This is a genomic window from Marinobacter salinus, from assembly GCF_001854125.1.
In the GTDB taxonomy this organism is placed as follows: domain Bacteria; phylum Pseudomonadota; class Gammaproteobacteria; order Pseudomonadales; family Oleiphilaceae; genus Marinobacter; species Marinobacter salinus.
Genome location: NZ_CP017715.1, coordinates 4,025,362 through 4,047,289, shown reverse-complemented (window position 1 = coordinate 4,047,289; position 21,928 = coordinate 4,025,362). Strand labels below are relative to the sequence as shown.

The 21,928-nt window shown below is 56.8% G+C and carries 19 protein-coding genes; 7 read left to right on the top strand and 12 right to left on the bottom strand.

Annotated elements, in window-relative coordinates; genetic code table 11:
• Positions 1-12: 12 nt before the first annotated feature.
• The 6 genes from glcE to dctP all read right to left on the bottom strand — a co-directional run bounded on the left by glcE (position 13) and on the right by dctP (position 6,556).
• A complete protein-coding gene (glcE, locus tag BKP64_RS18625) occupies positions 13-1,080 on the bottom strand; it encodes a glycolate oxidase subunit GlcE (protein ID WP_070973335.1) in 1,068 nt (355 codons plus the stop codon).
• Entirely contained in the window at positions 1,073-2,545 is a 1,473-nt protein-coding gene (locus BKP64_RS18620) for an FAD-linked oxidase C-terminal domain-containing protein (protein ID WP_070973333.1), read from the bottom strand. Before BKP64_RS18620 ends, glcE begins: the two co-directional genes overlap by 8 nt.
• A 92-nt stretch (positions 2,546-2,637) precedes the next feature.
• The gene (locus BKP64_RS18615; RefSeq protein WP_070973332.1) at positions 2,638-3,063 is read right to left on the bottom strand and encodes a GlcG/HbpS family heme-binding protein; all 426 of its coding nucleotides are present in this window, start codon (positions 3,061-3,063) and stop codon (positions 2,638-2,640) included.
• Between the two features lie 22 nt (positions 3,064-3,085).
• Positions 3,086-4,621, bottom strand: coding sequence for a TRAP transporter large permease (locus tag BKP64_RS18610; protein ID WP_070973330.1), 1,536 nt, complete (start codon positions 4,619-4,621; stop codon positions 3,086-3,088).
• Entirely contained in the window at positions 4,618-5,322 is a 705-nt protein-coding gene (locus tag BKP64_RS18605; protein WP_070973328.1) for a TRAP transporter small permease subunit, read from the bottom strand. Before BKP64_RS18605 ends, BKP64_RS18610 begins: the two co-directional genes overlap by 4 nt.
• A gap of 97 nt (positions 5,323-5,419) precedes the next feature.
• Complete coding sequence (gene dctP, locus BKP64_RS18600; protein ID WP_070973326.1) at positions 5,420-6,556, bottom strand: TRAP transporter substrate-binding protein DctP; 1,137 nt, start codon at positions 6,554-6,556, stop codon at positions 5,420-5,422.
• Positions 6,557-6,829: 273 nt separating this feature from the next.
• On the opposite strand from dctP, the gene BKP64_RS18595 reads away from it, so the two are divergent.
• From BKP64_RS18595 to astE, 6 genes are all read left to right on the top strand, one after another.
• Positions 6,830-7,588, top strand: coding sequence for an FCD domain-containing protein (locus BKP64_RS18595; RefSeq protein ID WP_070973324.1), 759 nt, complete (start codon positions 6,830-6,832; stop codon positions 7,586-7,588).
• A 154-nt stretch (positions 7,589-7,742) separates the two neighbouring features.
• Positions 7,743-8,513, top strand: a complete 771-nt coding sequence (locus BKP64_RS18590; protein ID WP_070973323.1) for an ABC transporter ATP-binding protein — start codon at positions 7,743-7,745, stop codon at positions 8,511-8,513.
• 85 nt (positions 8,514-8,598) lie between these two features.
• The gene (locus tag BKP64_RS18585; protein WP_070973321.1) at positions 8,599-9,354 is read left to right on the top strand and encodes a transporter substrate-binding domain-containing protein; all 756 of its coding nucleotides are present in this window, start codon (positions 8,599-8,601) and stop codon (positions 9,352-9,354) included.
• Between the two features lie 50 nt (positions 9,355-9,404).
• Positions 9,405-10,109, top strand: coding sequence for an ABC transporter permease (locus tag BKP64_RS18580; protein ID WP_070973318.1), 705 nt, complete (start codon positions 9,405-9,407; stop codon positions 10,107-10,109).
• Positions 10,110-10,112: 3 nt separating this feature from the next.
• Entirely contained in the window at positions 10,113-10,835 is a 723-nt protein-coding gene (locus BKP64_RS18575; protein WP_070973316.1) for an ABC transporter permease, read from the top strand.
• A gap of 41 nt (positions 10,836-10,876) precedes the next feature.
• Positions 10,877-11,926: a succinylglutamate desuccinylase gene (gene astE / locus BKP64_RS18570; protein ID WP_070973314.1), complete on the top strand. Its 1,050-nt coding sequence runs from the start codon at positions 10,877-10,879 to the stop codon at positions 11,924-11,926.
• A 12-nt stretch (positions 11,927-11,938) separates the two neighbouring features.
• Here the strand turns inward: astE and BKP64_RS18565 are convergent, their stop codons facing one another.
• Both BKP64_RS18565 and BKP64_RS18560 read right to left on the bottom strand, forming a co-directional pair.
• Positions 11,939-14,965 (bottom strand): efflux RND transporter permease subunit, encoded by a 3,027-nt coding sequence (locus BKP64_RS18565; protein ID WP_070973312.1) that lies wholly within the window; start codon positions 14,963-14,965, stop codon positions 11,939-11,941.
• Positions 14,965-16,044 carry an efflux RND transporter periplasmic adaptor subunit gene (locus BKP64_RS18560; RefSeq protein WP_083329266.1) on the bottom strand — a complete coding sequence of 360 codons (1,080 nt, stop codon included), beginning with the start codon at positions 16,042-16,044 and terminating at the stop codon, positions 14,965-14,967. The genes BKP64_RS18565 and BKP64_RS18560 overlap by 1 nt, the downstream gene beginning before the upstream one ends.
• A gap of 164 nt (positions 16,045-16,208) precedes the next feature.
• On the opposite strand from BKP64_RS18560, the gene BKP64_RS18555 reads away from it, so the two are divergent.
• Positions 16,209-16,856: a TetR/AcrR family transcriptional regulator gene (locus BKP64_RS18555; protein WP_070973310.1), complete on the top strand. Its 648-nt coding sequence runs from the start codon at positions 16,209-16,211 to the stop codon at positions 16,854-16,856.
• Here BKP64_RS18555 and astB read toward each other — a convergent pair.
• From astB to BKP64_RS18535, 4 genes are read right to left on the bottom strand one after another with little or no spacing between them, the layout of a single operon-like run.
• A complete protein-coding gene (astB, locus tag BKP64_RS18550) occupies positions 16,853-18,193 on the bottom strand; it encodes an N-succinylarginine dihydrolase (RefSeq protein WP_070973308.1) in 1,341 nt (446 codons plus the stop codon). The genes BKP64_RS18555 and astB overlap by 4 nt on opposite strands.
• A 20-nt stretch (positions 18,194-18,213) precedes the next feature.
• On the bottom strand, positions 18,214-19,689 hold the full coding sequence (gene astD, locus BKP64_RS18545; RefSeq protein ID WP_070973306.1) for a succinylglutamate-semialdehyde dehydrogenase: 1,476 nt from the start codon (positions 19,687-19,689) through the stop codon (positions 18,214-18,216).
• 59 nt (positions 19,690-19,748) lie between these two features.
• Complete coding sequence (gene astA, locus BKP64_RS18540; protein WP_083329265.1) at positions 19,749-20,882, bottom strand: arginine N-succinyltransferase; 1,134 nt, start codon at positions 20,880-20,882, stop codon at positions 19,749-19,751.
• A 28-nt stretch (positions 20,883-20,910) separates the two neighbouring features.
• Positions 20,911-21,927 carry an arginine N-succinyltransferase gene (locus BKP64_RS18535; RefSeq protein ID WP_070973304.1) on the bottom strand — a complete coding sequence of 339 codons (1,017 nt, stop codon included), beginning with the start codon at positions 21,925-21,927 and terminating at the stop codon, positions 20,911-20,913.
• Position 21,928: the final 1 nt, after the last annotated feature.

The following is a 21,928-nucleotide window of genomic DNA, read 5'->3' as shown; positions in this document are numbered from 1 at the left end:
GTATACCTGCTCTTACAACCAGCTGTATAAACGTCCGGGATTAAAGATGTTATCCGGATCGAAAGCGTTCTTTATGCGGCGCTGAATGGTTTTAAGGGCTTCAGGCTGATGATGCATCACCTCGCCCGAACGATCACCGCCCCGGAACAGACTGACCTGCCCGCCCGCAGCACGCGCCAGCGGCTCCATTTGCTGCAGCTCTCCCGCACCCCGGAACCAGCGCTGGGAACCTGCCCAGTCGATGAACCAGCTACCCTCGAGTTCCGGATTAGAGGCCGTCGAACCGATCGAGAACCGCCACAGTGGTACGTCGTTGCCAGCGAAGAACTCGTGCTGCATGTCTTGTACCTGCTGCCAGAAGTGATCGCCGTTCTCCATCACTTCACCGGACCACTTTTCTGCTGTGGCTTCCACCGCGGAACGAGCGCCAGACAACCTCAGGTAGACTTTGCCGTCCACCCAGCAAGCGCCGGTGATGGGCTTCGATTCAGCGGCGCGGCTGTTCATGTAATGAATCACCTCATCCATTGCCATTTCCTGAACCAGGGTCATGGATGCGGCCGGCTTAGGCATCACTTTCAGGCTGATTTCGGTCATAACACCGAGGGTTCCCATGGCGCCAGCCTGCAGCCTTGAGACGTCGTAGCCCGCCACGTTTTTCATGACCTGGCCACCAAAGCGCAAGTGTTCGCCTTTGCCGTTGAGCAGGCGGACACCCAGCACCTGATCCCGCACCGAACCACTCCAGGGCCGGGCCGGACCTGAAAGGTTACAGGCCAGCGTGCCCCCAATGGTGGACGTCTCGCTGATATGTGGTGGTTCAAAATGCAATGCCTGCCCCTGCTCGGCCAGGGTCGCTTCGATTTCGCTCAGCGGGGTTCCGGCACGAACGGTAAGCACCAGCTCCACCGGATGGTACTCAACGATGCCGGAATGCTCGCCGACATCCAGGGTACCCGCGTCGGCGTCAGCTTCGCGGCCCATAAAGGCCTTGCTTCCGCCACCGACGATGTTGAGTTTGTGCCCGCCATCGCGGGCCTGGAGCACTTGCTCCCTCAGTTGTTGGTAAATATCAGCCATGGGCGGCTTCCGTCTGTTCGTGCTTGTGTTGTTTGTGTTCGAGAGAGCGGTATTCCTGGCAGAACTTCAGGGCTGGCACACCCTTGCCCGGATTGAGGATACCCGAAGGGTCAAATGCGGCCTTCACGTCGTGGAATTGCTGCAATTCCTCGTCATTGAACTGCACCGCCATCTGACGGATCTTCTCCACGCCAACACCGTGCTCACCGGTAATGCATCCGCCCACTTCAACGCACAAATTGAGGATGCTGCTGCCAAACGCTTCGGTACGTTCAAACTCGCCCGGTACGTTGGCATCAAACAGAATCAAAGGGTGCAGATTACCGTCACCGGCATGGAAAACATTGGCCACCCGAAGACCGAAGTCTTCGGACATCTTTTCCATCTCCGTCAGGACATGGGCGAGATGACGCCGGGGAATGGTTCCATCCATACAGTAATAGTCCGGGGAGATTCGCCCTACTGCCGGAAACGCGGACTTCCGCCCTTTCCAGAGCAGCGCACGCTCTTCCTCACTCTGTGAGGTCCGCACTGAGGTGGCGCCGAGCTTGCGGAAAACTTCTTCGGCCTCGGCAATGTGTTCATGCACCTCTTCTTCAGTACCATCCACCTCACACAGCAACAATGCCTTGGCATCACGGGGGTAGCCCGCCTGGGCAAAGTCATCTGCTGCGACAATGGCATGGCCATCCATCATTTCCAGACCACCGGGAATAATGCCATGAGAGATAATGCCCCCCACCGCATCGCCACCCTTCTGAACGCTGTCAAAGCCGGCCATGACCACCTGTGCCACTTCTGGCTTCGGCAACAGCTTCACTTTTACCTCAGTGACCACACCCAGCAGACCTTCAGAACCGGTCATCAACGCCAGCAGGTCCATACCACAACTGTCCAGGGCATCGCTGCCAACGGTCACGACGTCGCCTTCAGCCGTTACCATTTCAACACTGTGCAGGTTATGTACCGTCAAGCCGTATTTCAGACAGTGCACCCCACCGGAGTTTTCCGCCACATTACCGCCAATGGTGCAGGCAATCTGGGACGAGGGGTCCGGACCATAATACAGTCCGAACTGGGCCGCCTCCTCGCTGATGGCGAGGTTGCGAACGCCCGGCTGCAGCCGCGCCGTTCGGGCCAGCGGATCAATCTCAAGGATGCGATTGAACTTGGCCAGTGAGAGCACCACCCCTTCTTTGTTAGGCATGGCGCCGGCACTTAGACCGGTTCCCGCTCCGCGGGCAACAACCGGGACCTGGTTTTCGTTACAGATGCGCATAACACGCTGTACCTGCTCCACGGTCTCCGGCAGCACCACCAGCAAAGGCATCTCGCAATACATCGACATGCCGTCGCATTCATAGGGCTTCATGGTTTCGTCATCAGTAATGACGTAGTTCGGGTCAATAAAGGCCCGGAACTGCTCCGCCAGCTCGGCTTTGCTGACTTTCGGCTTGGTAGTCATAGCGTTCTCTGGGTTCGTATCACGTCAATTACCGCTCTAAAGCGGATATTGCGGACAGCTCCGAAGAGCTGTCCGCCCCGATGTGACATCAATTAACTGCGCTTGGCTTCAAAGTGGTCAAGGCCCGCCTGTGCACAGTCCATGTCCTGTTGTGGCGTACCGGAACTCAGGCCGATACCACCTACCACGTCGCCATCGACAACAACCGGCAGACCACCACCTACGGAACTGATACGACCACCGACTTCTGTGTGGATGCCGAAGGCCAGACTGCCCGGCACATTGACCTTGTTGTAGTCGTGGGTGGCCTTCTTTGCTGCCGCCGCCGTGAAGGCCTTGTCCTGCGCGATGGTGACACTGGTGATCTTGCCACCGTCCATGCGCTCGAAGGCGATCAGGTTACCGGACTCATCAACAATCGCGATGCACATGGGCACACCGATCTCGCGGGCTTTTTCCGCCGCGCCCTCGATAAGAATCCGGGCTTCAGCCAGATCCAGTCTTTTAACTGTCAACATAACAACGTACTCCTTGAATTTATTAACCGTAAACGAGTCCTGGCAGCCAGGTCACGATGCCGGGGATCAGGATACACATGAACAGTCCGAATGCCTGAATAGCCAGGAACACCAGAGACGACTTGAAAATCGTCGCCATGGATATTTCCGGCGGGCATACGCCACGGAGGTAGAACAATGCGTAACCGAATGGCGGGCTGAGGAACGACATCTGCATATTGACCAGATAGAGCACACCAAACCAGAGCACAACATCATCACCTGCCACCGGCGGGAAGCCCAGCAGCCCCGGGAATTCCAGCGCTTTTACGATGGGGATGAAGATGGGAACCGCCAGCAGCAAAATGCCCACCCAGTCCAGGAACATACCCAGAACCACTAGCAGGAACATCAGCAAAAACAGAATGCCGTAAGGCGACATGCCAGTGCCCAGGATGGAATCCGTTACAAATTGCTGTCCGCCCTGAAGGATATAGAAGCCAACAAAGACCGAGGCACCGAACATGATCCACAGAACCATGGCGGATGCCTTGGTCGTGGTTACGGAGGCTTCCCGCAGTCCGGCAATGGAGAATCTGCCGTGCATCATAGCCACCACGATGGCACCAAAGGAGCCGATACCAGCCGCTTCCACGGGCGTTGCGATGCCGCCGAACAGAAGGCCCAGCACCAGGAACACCAGAATCAGTGGAGCAATCAGGTTTTTCGTGAGAAGGAGCTTTTCCTTCAGGGAAATCCGCTCTTCCACCGGTACAGGCGGCCCCAGCTTCGGATTAATCCAGCTGCGAACCAACACATAGGCAATGTACAGGGAAGACAGCATCAGGCCCGGGACCACAGAGCCGAGATACAACTCACCGACCGATTGCTGCGCAACAACCGCGTAGAGAATCGCCAGGATTGAGGGAGGAATCAGTATGCCAAGAGTACCACCAGCCATGATCGAGCCCAGCGCAATCTTCTGATCGTAACCGCGCTTGAGCATCGCAGGCAGAGCGATGATGCCCATCGTGACAACGGCAGCACCGATAACACCCACCATGGCTGCAAGCAGAGTAGATGCCAGAATGGTTGCTGTCGCCAGACCGCCGCTCAGGCCACCCATCCACTTGTAGACCACACTGAACATTTCCTCAATCAGGCCTGCCCGCTCAAGCATGGAGGCCATGAAGATAAACAGCGGTATTGCCGCCAGATCAGAGTTGGTCATCATCGGGAAGATGCGTCCCGGCACGAGGTTCAGCATCAGTGAGTCGCCCACCAGATAGATGAACATCACCCCGAGACCACCAGTCACGAAAGCCAGCGGCAGCCCCATCATCAGGGCCACGGCAAGGGAACCGAACATCAGATAGGTCAAAGGCCCGATCTTGACGTCAGAAAGGCTACCGGAGAGTTTGAACAGGAATTGCTCGTCGCTCCACGGATCGTAGAAAAGAATGTTAATCATTTCGACACAGATGACAAACGCGAGTGCCACTGTGGCGATAATCATCAGCCAGGTACTTAGCTTCCCGACAAGGTTACTACCCGGCGCAGTTGTTGTATTTGTGGTCATGCGTTGCGCTCCCGACCTAGACGGACAAACAGGACAAGATCCTTGATCAACTTGGATGTGCCTGCGAGTAAAAGAAGTAATGAACCCAGCACCATCATGCCTTTGGCCGGCCAATGCTGAATGCCCCAGGTCTCAACCGTGGTTTCATTCATGGCGTAGGAATCCAGGAAGAAGGTCCAGGAGGTAACCAAAAGAATGAGGGCAAAAATGAAGAAGAACATGGACGTAAAGATGTCCAGACCAATTCTTCCCCGCGGCGGCAGCATGTTGTACATCACATCCACACGCACATGGGCACCATGAAGCATGGCAAACGCGCCCGCCAGCATATACTGCATACCAAGCAGCAAGAAGCTGGCCTCATGGACCCAGATGGTGGGCATGTTAAAGATGTAGCGCATGACCACCCCAAAGAAATAGAACACAACGGCATTGATTGTCCAGAACGACACGAATAGACCGGATTTTTCGCAAATCCAGTCCACTACCTTGGTAAACCCGTTCCCTTCGAACTGGAGATAGATAAGTGGATCATCCTCTTCCGCCTGTAATTCCCCCGGTGTCAATTCCGGCTCGGCACTCTCGCCTCCATGACCACTGCTCCACTTATCCCAGGCCATCATGATCAGCGGCATGACCGCAAGCCAGCCCCAGTAGAACCAGTGCGGCATTACGAATCCGAAACCTTCAAGATCAGACATGTTGTTACTTCCTCAGCCACAAAACGGGGAAGGCGGGACTCCTCGTACGGAGTCGTCCCTGACCTTCCCCCTGTTTCTTATTTGTTAATGGAAGGTGTTACCGGCCCGGCACGCCTTCAAGATCAGACTCCGTGATATAGCCGACGGTATCGTTCATCATATACTCGACCTGCATGTCGAAGATCTCACGGGCACTCTCGTCTTTATTCGCCCACTTATACCAGATCGGGATGGCCTTACGGCGCCATTCATTCAGATCTTCCTGGCTCAGGCGAGTCACGGTGTCACCGGCATCCTTGAACTTCTTCATAGCCTCAACGTTGCGCTTCTGAATGGTCAGGTAGTGCTTCTGGGAATAGATGCGCACTTCATCCTCAACCAGTTGCTGGAGCTTCGGATCGAGAGCTTTCCAGGCACGCAGGTTGACGGTCAGATCCATCAGGTCCACCGGTTGGTAGATCGACATTACGCCAGGAGGTCCGAACATGACGTAATCAGTCACCTGAGAAAAGCCCAGTTCCCAGTTCACCGCCGGGCCCACGTAATCCGCTGCGTCGATGGTACCCTTTTCCAGAGCCGGGAAGATGTCAGAACCCGGCAGACTCACGGTAGAAGCACCGAACGCCTGAAACACCTCTGATACCATGCCACCGGGAACCCGGAGCTTCAGGCCTTTAAGGTCGTCAAGACTGTTTATCGGCTTCTTGGAGTGAATGATATTTGCGTCATGCTGGATCGGACCCACGTAGAACAGGCCGAACTTCTCGTAGATTTCCCGGGTCTTCTCCAGCATGCCCAGTGAGTAGAACATGGTGTCCCACTGGTGAGGCTGATCGGGGCCGCCTGGATAGGATGACAGGAAAACCGAAGCGGGAATCTTGCCGGACCAGTACAGGGTGAAAGGGTTCATGCCCTGAAGAACGCCACTGCGAACCGAATCGAACAGTGAGTTGCTATCGGCAGCGACAGCCTTGGCAGGGAAACACTTGAAAATCAGCTCACCCCCGGACTTGTCCTCCATGCCATTACACCAGTCCTCAAACAGGTCGTAGCCGACCGTGCCCGCGTCCCATACGGACTGGATTTTCCAGGTGGTTGCAGCCTGGGCCTGCCCTGCACCCATCAGCATGGCGCCAGCAAAGGCCGCACCCACTGCAGCTGTCTTCAGGAAACTCCGGCGTGGCGGCGTCTCTCCAATTTCACAGTTATTTCGGATGTTTTTGTTCGATTTCATCGACACATCTCCGTTAGCGTTGTTTTTATCAGCGTCAGATCAACGCCGGTCTGGTGTCTTGCACCCACCGACATTACACAGATATTCGTAGGCAATTCGGAATTAGTCCAGTCTATAAACCACTGGTCAGACCACTTTTTCCTGAATTACAAATGGACGAATTGACCGCAATCAGCCATATTTACAGGGCTTGGGAGCACACTGATTGACGGAGCAATCACTTACGATCACAACAGTCACTGGTCAGACCAGCGAGCACATACAGGCAACCGAATGGCTATTTCCCAGGAAATCTCATACCGGCTTGAACGGCTCATACTTGATGGCGGGCTGGCGCCGGAGCAGAAAATCCCTTCAGAAAGGCAGCTGGCGGCGCGCCTCGGTGTTTCCCGTGCCGTGATCCGGGAAGCCCTGCATGAACTTCAGGGGCGCGGCGTCATTGAAACTCGCCACGGAAAAGGCTCGTTCGTGGCCAGTATGGTTCCGGGCTACTCAGACATTGAAGAGCAAAGCCCTTTGATGCACCTCTTCGAGGGCCACCCCCGCACGCTTTATGATTTACTGGAAGTCCGTGAACAACTGGAGGGCCAGGCTGCCTTCCTCGCCGCTCAACGCGCAACGAGCGTGGATAGGCACCGGATTACAAAGGCCTTCCGCGCCTTGGAGCAGACTGACCCTCTCAGCAACGCTCGTTCGGACCACAGCTTTCATCTTGCAATCGTGGAGGCTTCCCACAATCCCATCCTGGTACATGTGCTGAATAGCCTTAAAAACATGATGCTAATGACGGTACAGGCGTCCGTGGCCAATCTGAACCCTCGGGAAGAAATGCGGAAAAAGATTGTCCGCCAGCACAGACAGCTCTATGAAGCAGTAATCTCGGGAAAGCCCGGCGCTGCACAAAAAGCCGCTACAGCACACGTGAAGTTCGTGAGCGAATCGATGCGGGAGATGGAAAAAGACGGCGGCAAAGTCATTCGCATGCCCATCCCATCAGACGCTGCGGCACAACATTTGCGTTCGGAACTTTGAGGCGGGCAGATGCTTGCAAAAACCACACGTTGCTCCACAATGACTTGGGACGATTTGTGGCGAAAAGCTGCGAAAACACCTATTTAAGGTGTTGATTTTCAGAGCTACAGCCCGTAAAACATGCGCCTTTGAAAAACAGCCTCAGGAGTGACCCATGGCGGACCAAGCGCCTTTGATCTGCAGGGATATTCACAAGACCTTCGACAAACTTGAAGTGCTCAAGGGCATTTCACTGGAAACCCGCAAAGGCGACGTCGTTTCGCTCATTGGTAGCTCCGGCTCCGGCAAAAGCACCTTCCTGCGTTGCATTAACCTGCTTGAGACTCCCACATCGGGCGATATTATCGTGCACGGTGACCCAATTCGGTTCACAACCAACCGCAAGGGCGAGCGAATTCCTGCCGATAACAAGCAGGTCGAGCTGATCCGGGCAAAGCTGTCCATGGTGTTCCAGAGTTTCAACCTCTGGTCTCACATGACTGTGTTGGAAAACATCATCGAGGCACCGGTCAACGTCCTGAAGGTGCCGAAAAAAGAAGCCATCGAAAGAGCAGAAGCGTACCTACAGAAAGTCGGCATCTATGAACGCAAGGACTACTATCCGGCCCAGATGTCAGGCGGCCAGCAGCAGCGAGCGGCCATTGCGCGGGCACTGGCCATGGAACCGGAGGTCATGCTGTTTGACGAACCCACATCGGCCCTGGATCCGGAACTGGTTGGTGAGGTTCTGAAGGTCATGCAGGGCCTGGCCGAGGAAGGCCGGACCATGATCGTGGTGACCCACGAGATGGCTTTTGCAAGGGATGTGTCAACTCAGGTCCTGTTTTTGCATCAGGGCGTGATCGAAGAGCAAGGTACACCTGAAAAAGTGTTTGATCACCCGGACTCGGAACGCATGAAACAGTTCCTGGCTCCCAACTTCTGACACACGGTGCTATCTTGAGTCCGTATTGGATGCAAAACGTCCATAAAAAATAAGCCCAAAAGGCAAACCACTGGAGAAGTGACACATGAAAAAACTGATTGTTGCAGCGAGCTGTGCCCTGGCCATGGCGGCCGGTACCGTGCAGGCGAAGGACTGGAAAGAGATCCGCCTGGCCTTTGACGTGCCTTACGAGCCGTTTGAATACAAGGGTGAAAATGGCGAGCTGACCGGCTTTGAAATCGAACTGGCCGAAGCGATGTGTGCAGAAATGAAAGCCGACTGCGAATTCGTTATTCAGGCCTGGGACGGAATGATTCCTGGCCTGGTGGCTCGCAAGTACGACGCCATCATGTCCTCCATGTCCATCACCGAGGAGCGTGCCGAGCGTGTCTTGTTCTCTGAGCCATACTACAACACACCAGGCGGCTGGTTCGCCCGTGAAGGGTTCAGCACTGACGTAACTGATATGGACGCTATGGAAGGCAAAACCGTTGGCGTCCAGCGTGGCACCACTATGGACACCTATGTGACTGAAAACATGGGCGGCATTGTCAGTATCAAGCGTTACACCACGGCTGACGACATGGTTCTGGATCTCGAAGGCCAGCGCCTGGACGTTGTGTTCGTGGATTACCCTGTAGGCGAGCAAACCATCCTGACCAAAGAAGGCTTCGTTGAAGTGGGCGAGCCCGTCAAGCTGGGCCAGGGCGTCGGGGTTGCAATGCGCAAGCGTGACAAAGATCTGGCGGCAAAGGTTAACTCAACGCTTAAGAAGCTGAAAAATGATGGCACGTACGACACCATCATGCAGAAGTACTTCAATTACGACATCAAGATGTAAAACTGCCAGGGGGTGGCTGTAACAGCCACCCCTGACTACCGGACTCTTCCATGCTCGATCTGAAAGGCTATGGCCCGGAATTACTGGACGGAGCAGTGGTCACCATTGAACTGGCCTTCCTCTCCCTTGCGCTGTCCCTCACCCTCGGGTTGATAGGTGCGTCTTCCAAGCTATCCGGCAACCGCCTCGCCAAAGGCATTGCAACGGGTTACACCACGTTGATTCGGGGTGTGCCGGACCTGGTTATGATGCTGCTCTTTTATTACGGCGGGCAAGTCATGGTTAATGCCATTTCAGACTGGATCTGGGAGGCTTATGAGGTCGATTTCTTCTTTCAGTTTGACCCCTTTATTTCCGGCGTAGTAACCATAGGGCTGATTTTTGGTGCCTACATGACGGAAACCTTCAGGGGCGCATTCCTTGCCGTGGAAAAGGGCCAGATTGAGGCCGCAAGGGCCTACGGTTTTACCCGCTGGCATACTTTCCGCCGCATTATTTTTCCGCAGATGCTGCGCCATGCGCTTCCAGGCATTGGGAACAACTGGCAGGTGTTGCTGAAAACCACAGCCCTGGTTTCCATTATCGGGCTGACGGATATGGTGCGTGTAGCCGAGGAGGCGGCCAAGGCCGAACGAATGCCATTTCACTTTTTCATTCCGGTCGCGTTTGTGTATCTGTCGCTGACCGCCGGTTCAGAGCTGTTTATCAAGTGGCTCGACAAGCGCGCCAATGTTGGCGTGGTCCAGGGGGGATGAGACATGCCTGACTTTATCGCCCAGTTGCTGGACCAGAATGAAATCTTTACCGCCATGACCATCATGGAATACTGGGACGGTCTGGTGCATACCGTTCAACTGGTGTTTTTATCGCTGGTTATCGGGCTGATCTTTGCCGTACCGCTGGCCATTCTGCGGACAGTAAAGAATCCGTTTATATCCGGGCCAGTCTGGCTTTACACCTATCTGTTCCGTGGCACGCCGCTGCTGATCCAGCTTTACATCATTTACTATGGAATTGCTCAGGTCCCTGGCATTCAGGAAACCTTCTGGTGGGAAATTTTCCGGGAACCGTTTTACCCCGCCCTGCTGGCGTTCGCCCTGAATACCTGTGCCTACACCACGGAAATCATTCGGGGTGCGATTATTTCTACACCCCATGGCGAGATTGAGGCTGCCAAGGCCTACGGCATGAACTGGCTTATGCGGATGCGCAGAATTGTTTTGCCAAGTGCTTCTCGCCGGGCAGTTCAGGCGTACTCCAATGAGGTTATTTTCATGCTGCACTCCAGTGCCATTGCCAGCGTGGTAACCATTGTGGATCTGACCGGTGCAGCCCGTAACATTTACTCGCGGTTTTATGCGCCATTCGATGCCTTTATCTTTGTCGCCCTGATCTATTTGACGCTGACCTTTATTCTCGTGTTCGCGTTCCGCAAACTTGAGAACCATCTTTTGCGACACCAGAGGCCTGTCGGCTCCTGACGCTTACTTTCCAGGATCTTTGTGCCCGGACTGGGATTCAGATGACAGCACACCAGAACCTCTTTGATAACTCTTCAGACTGGCTCGATCACACCCTGACCAACGCTTCCTCGAGCCTACCCGCGTCCGCCACAAGATTAACTGACGGCGCCAGTATTACCCGAAGCACTGTTGGGGTCCTGGAGCTGCACCCTTCTCCGGGTCGGCCGAACCCAAACAACGAAGCACTCATCGTTTCTGCCGGCGTACACGGTAATGAAACCGCCCCGATTGAGGTACTGAACGGCCTCGTAAACGAACTGTTGAATGGCGACTGGGAACTGGCCTGCCCACTGTTGCTGATAATGGGCAACCCACCCGCGATGGTCGCAGGTGAGCGGTTTCTCGAGGCAAATATGAACAGGCTGTTCCACGGTGCCCACAACAAACCAGAGTATCGGGAGCTACCAGAGGCGGCGAGGGCCCGGCAGATTGAGGCACTCTGCCGGGAATTTTCCGCGACACATTCGGGAAAGCTCTCGCACTATGATTTGCACACGGCAATCCGCCCTTCCCGGCGGGAAAAATTTGCGCTGTATCCGTTTGTAGCAGGCCGACAGGTCGAGGCTTCCCAATGTGACTTCCTGCTGGAAGCCCAGGTGGATACGCTGCTGCTTCAACACAAGGCCGGAACGACCTTTTCATCGTTTACTTCGTCTGTGCTGGGCGCTGAGAGTTTTACAGTGGAGCTGGGCAAGGTCCAGCCGTTTGGACAGAACGACCTGACCCGCTTTACCGGCATCCGGGATGCTTTACGTCGACGCTTCCGAGGTGCCGCAGCGCCCATGCCAAAGGCGCCATTTGCGGATATGACGGTGTTTGAAGTAGTCCATGAAATTCTGAATACCGGGAAAAGCTTTCAGTTCCATGTTCCCGATGATGTTGCAAACTTTACCGAGTACGCGCCCGGCACCGTCATCTGGGAAGACGGCGCCACGTGCTACAGAGTTGGCGACATACCGGAAGCCATCGTGTTCCCGAACCGGGATGTGCCGGTTGGCCAGCGGGTTGGCTTAATGATCAGAGCCCGGAAAGCCGTCTCCGGGGCCTGATCATTACACCGGTCAGGCTGGCGCGTTTTCAGGCTCAGCCACACAAACCCTGATCAACTGCGTACACACGGCCGGGATGATCAGCAGGGTCAGGACCGTCGAGGCCAGCAAGCCCGATATGATGGCCCATGCCATGGGCGGCCAAAGGGTGGAACTGGAGAACGCCAGCGGCAGCAGCCCGGCTACGGTGGTCGCGGTGGTCAGCAGTATTGGCCGGGTTCGTTGCTCTACGGCTTTGCGCACAGCACTGCGGATACCCTCACCGTTCTCCAGCTCCCGGTCCATAACGTCCAGCAGAACAATGGCGTTATTCACCACAATGCCAACCAGGGCAATCACCCCCAGCAACGACTGAAAGCCAAATGGCGATCCGGACAACACCAGGCCGGGGAAAATGCCAACGGTCGCCAGTGGCACGGTCAGCAGGATAATTCCGACCCGGCGAAACGAATTAAACTGCAACAACAGAAAAAACAGCAGTAGAAGTATGCCTATGGGCGCTGCAGTCAACAGTGCTCCGTTGGCTTCGCCCGAACCTTCCGCATCGCCTCCCATTTCGAGCCGGGTTCCTGTCGGCAGCGGGTTATCTTCAAGCGTCTGATACAGGCCCTCCAGTGCCTGACTGAACCCGTAACCGGTTTGCAGGTTGGCCGTCACCGTATTCATTCTCACGCCATCGCGAAGATAACGTGCGGCCGGCTCCCAACTGGTTTGAACGCTCGCCACCGCAGCCAGTGGTATGGCATCACCCCGGTCGTTATAAATGTTCACAGACAGCAAACGCGAAAGCGACAGCGCCGTTCCTTCCCGGGAGCGCAGGACCAGAGGGATGGGGTCATCCTCCTGGCGATAGCGCTCGGCGACAATACCAAAGCTCTGGCCGTAAAGGCTCCGGGCCACGTCGGCACGGGTCAGCCCATACCTGGCCGCCGTTGCATCGTCCACATTGATAGCAATGCTTGGCACCCCAATGTCGAGGTCGTGACGGACGTCCACAGTTCCCTCTACGCCCCGAAGACTGGCAAAAACCCGTTCTACAGCTTCCGCACGCATCTCATCACTGGCGTGGTATACACGCAGCTCGATCGGCGCAGCGCGGGGCGGCCCCTGGCCGAGAATGCCGACAGTCACATCCAGCTCCGGCATTTCCTCTTTCACATGGGTGCGAACCCAACGGATCATTTCCGTAGTATCGGCCAACGTGGGCGTCCGGATAACAAGGCGGGCCCGGTTTGGCGCCTGAGGTGCGCGTTGGAGGTTGTAGTAAAAGGTCGGTCCGGTGAAGCCAACAAACCGGTGAACTTCAAGGGCATCAGGCCGTGTCCTGACCATGCCCTCAAGCATCGCCGCGGCTTCCGCCGTCCGGCTCTGATCCGTACCCTCGGGCATGTAAAGTTCGACAATGACCCTTGGCCGATCGGCGTTCGGGAAAAACTGCTGGGCCATGAAGGGCGTCAGTGCAACACTGGCCGCTACCAGTATCGCGCCTCCGGCGATCAATGCACGAGGGTAACGGGAAACCAGGCCGCCAAGAAAACGGGCCAGCCCCATCAGGCGGTTGCTTCCGGCATTGTGGCGGGGTTTCAGGAAGCGGGCCGCGAGTAGAGGCACGGCCGAAATTGCAAGCAGGTAGCTGACGGAAAGAGTCAGCATGATCATCACCGGCACGCCTCGGGTAAAGTCTGCGGCCCCGCCTTTTGACAGCAACAGGGGCGCAAATGCCGCCAGCGTGGTGCCGGTCGAGGCGCCCAGGGGCCCGGCAAGCTCACTGACGGCCTGGCGCAAGGCATCCAGTCGACGCATACCATGATCAAGATAACCCTGGATACTCTCAACGATCACGATAGCGTTGTCGATCAGGATACCCAGGGAAATAACCATTCCGATGACCGCTATCTGGTGCAACACGCCACCGCCGAGATCATAAAGGCCGATACTGATCAGCGCCACCATGGGGAGAATAGAGGCAACCAGAAGCCCCATACGGATGCCCATGCCGGTAAACACCACTGCAACGATGATGAGCACTGACAGGACAAGGCTCCAGGCAAGGTTGTCGAGGCGCTCCTCTACCTTGTCAGGCTGGAAGAACATTTCCCGGATTTCGTAAGGGTCAAACTCGGCGCGTACCTGTTCAACCCGCTCCCGCACACGCTTGCCAAAACGAATGGCATCCGTGGTGCCCTCTTCCATAATAACGGAAAGCAGAACGACTCTTTCTCCGTCATACCAGGTTTCCGGCTGCAGAGGTTCAGAAGGGCCGCGCCAGACATCAGCGGCAGCGGCCAGAGGAACCTGGGAGCCGTCCGGAAGCTCTATCGGCGTGGCCCTGATTGCATCAATGTCGGCGAACTCGCTGTTTGGCAATACAGACAGGCGCCGACCATCCACCACCACAAAACCGCCTGGAATAGTCTGGTTACGGCGCGCGAGAGTCTCCATCACGCGGGCTGGTGAAATCCCCAGCCGATAGAGAGCCGCGTCATCCAGAGCTAGGGTAATCTGCTCATCGGCATCGCCCTCCAGCCCGATACGCGACACTCCGTTAATGTCAGAAAGGTTCTGCTTCAGGCGTTCAGCCACCCCGGTGAGCTCAGTGACGGAAGGCGATCCGCCCACTGCCAGCACGATGGCAGGAATGTCGATCAACCGGTCATCCAGTGCCATCTGGCCCACGTCATCGGGGAAATCGCTCCTGGCTCGCTCCATGGCCAGCCGCACGCGGTCCCACGCCGGATCCGTGTCGTAAATGGTGTCGTTGAGGCGCAGCTTCATCAGGGCAACCCCGGTTCGCGCCGTGCCCTGGGTGTAATCCACTTCTTCTACCTGGCGCAATTCATCAGCAAGAGGCTGCAAGACCAGTCGCTCAACGGCGTCGGCATTGGCACCCGGGTAATTCACCGTAATCATCCCTGCCCGGTACGGAAAAGAAGGATCCTCCTGGCGGGGCATCGTGCTGTAGGCGGCAATACCCAGCAGGCACAACATGGTAACAACCATGCCCAGCAGACGCTGATAGCCAAGCAGTCTGCGAGTCATCAGCGCACCTCCACAGTGTCGCCATCGGTCAGGCGGGCCATGCCGGCATAGACCACCTGATCCCCCGGGGAGAGATCGTCAGCCTGCACTACGACCCGCTCGCCAACCACCCGCTCAACCTTGACGGGAATGCGGCTCGCTACCCGATTCCGTACCCGAAAAACGCCCGTCCCTTTGGCCGTGCGAATGACCGACAACAACGGAACGGTCGTCGCAGACAGCCGCGTCGGTGTGATGCCCACTTCCACAGGCTCGCCCGGTTCCAGTGTATTGACGGGCACACTGACCAGCACCGGATGCAGCTCTCCCCGGATGGCACCGGCCTGGGCAATCTCCACGACAGAACCGGTATGCGGAGGCTGAGACCTGTCCTGGACTGACCAGACTGGCAGTGCCTCCCCCAATACCACGTGTTGAAGCAAATAGGCTGGTACCCTGACTTCCACCTCCCGCCCTTTCGGCGAAGAAATTCGCATCACCGGCTGCCCAGCCGCCACAAATTCGTCAGGTTCAACCAGCAAAGCCTCAACGCGACCGGCAAAAGGCGCACGCAGGGAACTCTCATCCAGCAACTGGGTTGCCTCAGCCAGTGCCGCCTCAGCCGTTGCGACACTGGCCTTCAGGGCATCCCTTCGAGCGGCGATCTGCTCCAGGCTCTGCTCGGACACAACACCCCGCTCATGCAACCGGCTGGAACGCTCCCACTCACGTTTGGCCTGGTCATATTGGGTCACCAGTTCGTCCAGTTTTGCACGGGCCGAATCCCGGGCCGGGGCAAGGGCCGGGTTGTAAACGCGTGCCAACATATCTCCCGCCTCCACTCGGCGCCCCAGCTCCACGGAACGCTCTTTTAACGTTCCGCTGACCTGGAATGTCAGGGTTGCCCGCTGTGTTGCACGCACGATCCCTGAGAAGCGAAGGGGAATCTCCTGTGTCTGGCCTCCAGTCACTTCCGACACGCGCACAGATACCGATTGGGATTTGGCTTCTGAAGACACATCACCAGCTTTACAGCCGACAAACAGAACCGGGAAAACGACCAGGAACGCGATGGCAAGGGGACGGGGAAACGGCTTCATGAGTTGTCCTTTCGTTCATGCTCTTGCTGGTTGTGGGTATCCGCTCCCTCAAATACCCAATTGACGTATGGACATAATGTCATTCTTTGACACATTGTCAATAATCGGATTTTATAGGGTTTCAGGTATGATGCATCTGCAGTTGCACACAAACGGATGACTTGATGAGCGAACCACTGAAAACACGCCGCGAACGGGAGAAACAGGCCCGCTACGATGCGATTCTCGACGCCGCCGAACTGGTGTTTTCCGAGAAGGGCTACGAGCGTACCTCGATGGACGATATCGCACGCACGGCCAGCCTCAGCAGAGCGTTGCTGTATGTGTATTTCAAGGATAAAGCCGCCATTCAGCGGGGGATTATGCTTCGCGCAGGCCAGAGCCTGGCCGCCCGCTTCGAGGAAGCAAGGCAAACCGCAGATACTGGCCTGGCACAGATTTCAGCCATGGGCGAGGCCTACTACCGGTTTTATCTGGACGAACCGGATTATTTCTCAGCACTGACCAAGGCTTCGACCGCCATGGCCGAGGCGGACGAAAGCCAGGCAGAGGAAATGATGTGCTCTAAATCGGAATTGATGGAGCTCATGGTCGGAGCCATCAGGAAAGGCCTTGAAGACGGCACCATGAGCCGGGAGCGGATCACCGATCCCACGCAAACGGCACTCTATCTCCGTGGAGCGCTCCACGGGGTGATTCTGTTGTGCCAGTCGGAGATGGGGACCGCCAGCGGGGACGCCGGCCAGCCGTTCTCGGCGGACAATCTGATCCGTCACACCATGGATATGCTGACAACGTCCATCGCGTCCTAAAGCTGGAAGTCGTAGATCGACCCCAGTCCGAGAATGCCGGTCAGTTCGTCCAGGGCCTTGCGTACTTCTTCCAGCAGCATGGGGTCGCCCAAATCCTCCTGGGAGAGCTGGTCCCGGTAATGGGCCTCTACCCAGGTCGTCAGCCGGTCATACAACGGGTCCGTGAGCAGCACGCCCCGGTGCATGGCCTTGAGCTCGTCATCGTCCAGAACGACGCGTAAACGCAGGCAGGCCGGGCCACCGCCATTGCGCATGGATTGTTTGACGTCGAACACTTCTACCGCAGTTATCGGCCCACCGGCTTTCACCAGCTCGTCGAGGTATCGGCTCACTGAAGCCACTTCCCGGCACTCTCCGGGCACCGCCAGCAACATGCCGTCCGGCGTGTTCAGTAGCTGACTGTTAAAAAGATAAGAGGCCACTGCGTCCTCAAGCGGGACCTCATCAGCGCTGACACGCACGGCTTCAAGCTCTGCCCCCGTCAGTCTGGAGCGGATATCCGCAAGCACCTTTTCTTCGTCGAGAAACGCCATATCGTGATAAAACAGGGTACTCCCGTTGCCTACGGCGATGACGTCATTGTGAAATACGCCCGAATCAATGGCTGCAGGATTCTGCTGCGCAAAAACAACGTTCTCCGATTTCAGGCCATGCAGGCGGGCTATCGCTTCTGACGCCTCTAATGTCTGCCGCGCGGGATACTTTTTGGGGGCCGGAGCCTGCTCATTGAAGGCCACCTGCCCGAAGACAAACAGCTCTACCCCGGGCTCTCCGTATCGACCACATAGCCGGGTGTGGTTTGCCGCACCTTCATCGCCAAAGTGGCTCACCGACGGCAATGCAGGGTGATGGGTGAAATACCCCTCATCCGCAAAAATCGCCTTCAGTGCGCGACCGGTCACCGTATGCTCAATCGACCGGTGGAATTTCGCACTCAGGTTAGCCGGCGTGAAGTGCACCCTGTGATCGCTGGTATCGGCACTGGGCGACACCGTGGCAGCATTGGCCGTCCACATGGACGACGCGGACGAAACGGCCGCCAGAATGGATGGGCTTGTTTTCGCCGCTCGCTCAAGAACCTGGGTGTCAGTACCGCTAAACCCGAGTGACCGGAGGGTAGGGATATGAGGGCGCTCATGGGGCGGCAGAATACCTTGCACATACCCCCGGTCCGCCAGCAGCTTCATCTTTGCCAGGCCTTGCAGCGCAGCCTCTCTTGGGTTGGACACCGAGTGCACATTCGATTTCGAGGCCACATTGCCCCAGGACAGTCCAGCGTAGTTGTGGGTTGGCCCCACCAAACCGTCAAAGTTTGCTTCTACTGCGTGCTTTCCCATGGCTGTCTGTTCCGTATTGATCAATCGAAATTCAGGCCGGGCGCCAGACTGCCTGGCACTTCACTTTTCCGCGCCTCCAGTGATGCCATTGGCCAGGCGCAATAATCGGCGGCGTAATAGGCACTGGGACGGTGATTACCACTGGCACCGACGCCGCCAAAGGGTGCGGCACTGCTCGCGCCGGTGAGCGGCCGGTTCCAGTTCACAATGCCGGCCCGGACTTCTTCCGCCAGACGGTTATAGAGCTTGCGGTCGTCCGTGAGAATACCGGCAGACAGCCCGTAACGCGTGTCGTTAGCCAACTCCAGCGCCTCGTCGAAACTCTTGTAGCGATACACGGTAAGCAATGGCCCGAAGAACTCCTCGTCGGTCAGGTCCAGGCCCGTGGCATCAACAATGCCGGGCGACAACAACCCGGTATCCGGCTTCAGCTGTCTCATCTCCAGCAGCGACTTGGCGCCTTTTTCCAGCATACGTGCCTGGGCGGCCAGCAACTTTTCGGCGGCGCCCGCAGAAATGACAGACCCCATGAATGGCTGAGGCTCGGCGTCAAACTCGCCAACCTGGATACGGGAAGTCACCTCAGACAGCCGGCCCAGGAACTCATCCCCTTTCCTGCCTTTGGGAACCAGAAGGCGCCGGGCACAGGTGCAACGCTGGCCGGCAGACAGAAAGGCCGACTGAAGAGCGTGGTGGACGGCGCCATCGATATCAGCCACGTCCTGAACGATCAGAGGGTTATTCCCTCCCATTTCCAGCGCCAGGATTTTTTCTGGCTGGCCCCCAAACTGCTCATGCAGGAGGTGACCAACGGTGGAGCTCCCGGTAAAGAAAATGCCATCAATCATCGGGTGCCCGGCAAGGGACTTACCCGTATCGGACGCACCCTGCGTCAGATTCAGTACGCCATCGGGCAGCCCCGCCTTTTCCCACAGCTTGACGGTCATCTCGGCCACTCCGGGAGTCAGCTCACTAGGCTTGAAAACCACCGTGTTGCCAGCCAGAAGAGCAGGAACGATATGGCCATTAGGCAAATGCCCTGGGAAATTGTAGGGGCCGAATACCGCCACCACACCATGGGGCCGGTGCCTCAAAACCGCATGACCACCCGCCACGTCGGACTCCGAATGGCCGGTACGGTCGTTGTATGCCTTCACCGAAATCGCTATCTTGCCAATCATTGCCGCCACTTCGGTACGCGATTCCCACAAAGGCTTGCCAGTTTCCAGACCTATCTGGTGTGCCAGCTCTTCCTTGTGTGATTCGAGCTGCTGCCCGAAGGCCTCTACTACCGCCTGCCGCTCAGCAAAGCTTTTCCGGCGCCAGGAGAGGAAGGCGTTACGGGCTTCACGCACTGCAGCGTCCACATCCTCAAGGTTCGCGCCATTGCCGTCCCATACGGTTTCCCCGGTCACGGGTTGCACGGACTCAAACGGCAAGCCGTGGCCCTGAAGCCACAAGCCATCAATGAAAAGTTCGCCTGTCAGGTTTGCCATATCAATGCACCTCCCGGTACTGAAATTCTGTATTTTGGACAGCGGCGCCAACCAGATGTTTACTCCCGGGTCGAGCGACTATGGTATTCCCGCATCCGGTCCAGTACCCGTTCATCCGCGTTTTCATGCCCCCTTAAAGGATGAGTGGGCCACGGACCCGTGTCTTTCAAGGGAGCCAGCCGCACCGAGTCCCCGGACTCGATCTGCAATGCCTCTGCAACCGACGGGGGCAGCTTGACCGTATCCGGGCCAACGCAGGTGACCGGCAGCGTCGTGACACGGAAATCACGAAAAGACCGGTTGGACACCATGACTTTCTCGCCAGCGGGAACATCCAGATTGACCGGTTTCCGGGTTACCATGGCGTGCCGGTTCACCGACTCACGAACGGTCCGTATATTGTGAACAAACGCATCAACAACGGGCCCTCCGTCAAAAATATCGACAAGCCCGTTAAAATTGAACCCCTCAGCCTGAAGCATACTGAGTGCAGGCGCAGTGTTCTCGTGTACCCGCCCGATAACCGATCTGGCCGAATCCGGCAGCATCGGCAAATAGATGGGGTATTTGGGCATTAACTCGGCGATGAAGGACTTGTTGCCCAATCCGGACAACAGATCCGCCTTACTGAATTCCATGTCGAAAAACTTGCTGCCAAGGGCATCCCACAAAGGACTCCGACCCTCCTGGTCCGATACCCCGCGCATTTCCGCAAACACTTTCTCCGAGAAGTGCTTGCGAAACTCGTCCAGATACATGAACCGGCAGCGTGACAACAGCAAACCGTTGCCACCACCTTTGTACTCATCCGACAGCAGCAGCGAGCAGATCTCGCTGGTATCCGTCATATCGTTCGACAGGTGTAGTGTCGGTGTCCGCACGTGAACACCCAGCTCCTTTGAGGCGTTCACTGTCACACTGAGCCGATAGTTGTAAAAGACCTCATCCAGGCCGACGCGAGCCTGTATGCCACTGATCCCTACTGCCTTTTTCTTTTCAACGTCTTCCAGCGCAAACAGATACAGGGCCGCCTCCGGGGCGCAGCGCTGATTGAACGTTTCCCGGGCATGCTCAATCTTCTTTTCGAGCAGTTCACGGTCGGCCGGCAGGGTAGTCAGCCCCTTGCCCGCGCTCTGCGCCATGGCGTAGAGGTCGTCAAGATCATGTTCCTGAAGTGGACGAATCATCAGCATGTTACGTCTGCCTTCTCCGACGTGCGATTCATAGCGGCGCAACCCTCACCAGATCTCCGGCACTCTTTCCCAGCGCAGTCCAGGTTTTCACTGGCACCTTCAACTGGTCATCCAGGGACTCAGAAACAACCGTCAGCATGCACCGGAAGCTGCTCCCTTCCCCGGCAGCAATCAGGCAGGTTTCCCCTGTTTCCTCATGGGAACCGTGAAGGGCCTTGCGCCGGCTGGTGACCAACGTGAGCAAGCTGTCTGTGCGGGCTTCAAGGACCGGGCCTGCGTCAAAGATATCGAGGTAACACCCGGCCTGAAAACCCTCCCGCTGAAGCAGGTCAAAGTTGGGCACCGTCAGCGTATGGGGCTGGCCCAGCGCTTCCTGGGCCTGCACAGAAAGCAGGGTGACGTAGATGGGGTTGGGCGGCATGAGCTCGGCAATAAAGGTTTTGCTGAGCGTCCCGGAGTACTGGTCTGCCGTTTCAAAGTCCATATCAAAAAAGTGTCGGCCCAGGCTATCCCAGAAGGGAACGGCACCATCCTCTGTCTGGACACCCTGAATCTCGACCACCACCCGGGAAGCGAACCACTCCCGATGCTCGGCAATAAACAGGATTCTTGCCCGGGACAACAGCTCAAACGCTTCGGTCCCGCGCAGTTCCGGTTTGATGGAAAAAGAACAGAGCAAGGTCTGATCGGTCAGCGAGTGAGAGGGATAAAGCACTTCAACCCGGCGCGAGACGCCCAGCTCATGGGACGCATGAATCAGGGCGTCACGGCGGTAATTATAGAAGGGCTGCCCATTCCCCGCACAGGCATCTATCCCGGCGGTACCGTCAATGGAACCGGTCTCGGTGTTTTCAAGCACAAACAGGAATCTCGGCGGTCGATCGTCCGGTGCCTTGTTGGTGAAACAGGCCAGAGAGTGGTCTATTTTGTTCGCAAGGGCTTCCGCCTGCTTTGGAAGTGTCGAAGACAGGCGGGCACCCTGGGTGCCCGCAATCTCGAGAATCTGGTCCAGATCATCCGGTTGCGCCGGACGTACCTGCCACATA

What these genes read in the sequence shown, in the direction of transcription:
- dctP (WP_070973326.1), bottom strand. Translation starts at nt 6,556, where the DNA reads ATGAAATCGAACAAAAACATCCGAAATAACTGTGAAATTGGAGAGACG.
- BKP64_RS18580 (WP_070973318.1), top strand. Translation starts at nt 9,405, where the DNA reads ATGCTCGATCTGAAAGGCTATGGCCCGGAATTACTGGACGGAGCAGTG.
- BKP64_RS18620 (WP_070973333.1), bottom strand. Translation starts at nt 2,545, where the DNA reads ATGACTACCAAGCCGAAAGTCAGCAAAGCCGAGCTGGCGGAGCAGTTC.
- astE (WP_070973314.1), top strand. Translation starts at nt 10,877, where the DNA reads ATGACAGCACACCAGAACCTCTTTGATAACTCTTCAGACTGGCTCGAT.
- astD (WP_070973306.1), bottom strand. Translation starts at nt 19,689, where the DNA reads ATGGCAAACCTGACAGGCGAACTTTTCATTGATGGCTTGTGGCTTCAG.
- astA (WP_083329265.1), bottom strand. Translation starts at nt 20,882, where the DNA reads ATGCTGATGATTCGTCCACTTCAGGAACATGATCTTGACGACCTCTAC.
- BKP64_RS18590 (WP_070973323.1), top strand. Translation starts at nt 7,743, where the DNA reads ATGGCGGACCAAGCGCCTTTGATCTGCAGGGATATTCACAAGACCTTC.
- BKP64_RS18535 (WP_070973304.1), bottom strand. Translation starts at nt 21,927, where the DNA reads ATGTGGCAGGTACGTCCGGCGCAACCGGATGATCTGGACCAGATTCTC.
- BKP64_RS18565 (WP_070973312.1), bottom strand. Translation starts at nt 14,965, where the DNA reads ATGACTCGCAGACTGCTTGGCTATCAGCGTCTGCTGGGCATGGTTGTT.
- BKP64_RS18560 (WP_083329266.1), bottom strand. Translation starts at nt 16,044, where the DNA reads ATGAAGCCGTTTCCCCGTCCCCTTGCCATCGCGTTCCTGGTCGTTTTC.
- BKP64_RS18585 (WP_070973321.1), top strand. Translation starts at nt 8,599, where the DNA reads ATGAAAAAACTGATTGTTGCAGCGAGCTGTGCCCTGGCCATGGCGGCC.
- BKP64_RS18610 (WP_070973330.1), bottom strand. Translation starts at nt 4,621, where the DNA reads ATGACCACAAATACAACAACTGCGCCGGGTAGTAACCTTGTCGGGAAG.
- BKP64_RS18615 (WP_070973332.1), bottom strand. Translation starts at nt 3,063, where the DNA reads ATGTTGACAGTTAAAAGACTGGATCTGGCTGAAGCCCGGATTCTTATC.
- BKP64_RS18575 (WP_070973316.1), top strand. Translation starts at nt 10,113, where the DNA reads ATGCCTGACTTTATCGCCCAGTTGCTGGACCAGAATGAAATCTTTACC.
- BKP64_RS18555 (WP_070973310.1), top strand. Translation starts at nt 16,209, where the DNA reads ATGAGCGAACCACTGAAAACACGCCGCGAACGGGAGAAACAGGCCCGC.
- BKP64_RS18605 (WP_070973328.1), bottom strand. Translation starts at nt 5,322, where the DNA reads ATGTCTGATCTTGAAGGTTTCGGATTCGTAATGCCGCACTGGTTCTAC.
- astB (WP_070973308.1), bottom strand. Translation starts at nt 18,193, where the DNA reads ATGGGAAAGCACGCAGTAGAAGCAAACTTTGACGGTTTGGTGGGGCCA.
- BKP64_RS18595 (WP_070973324.1), top strand. Translation starts at nt 6,830, where the DNA reads ATGGCTATTTCCCAGGAAATCTCATACCGGCTTGAACGGCTCATACTT.
- glcE (WP_070973335.1), bottom strand. Translation starts at nt 1,080, where the DNA reads ATGGCTGATATTTACCAACAACTGAGGGAGCAAGTGCTCCAGGCCCGC.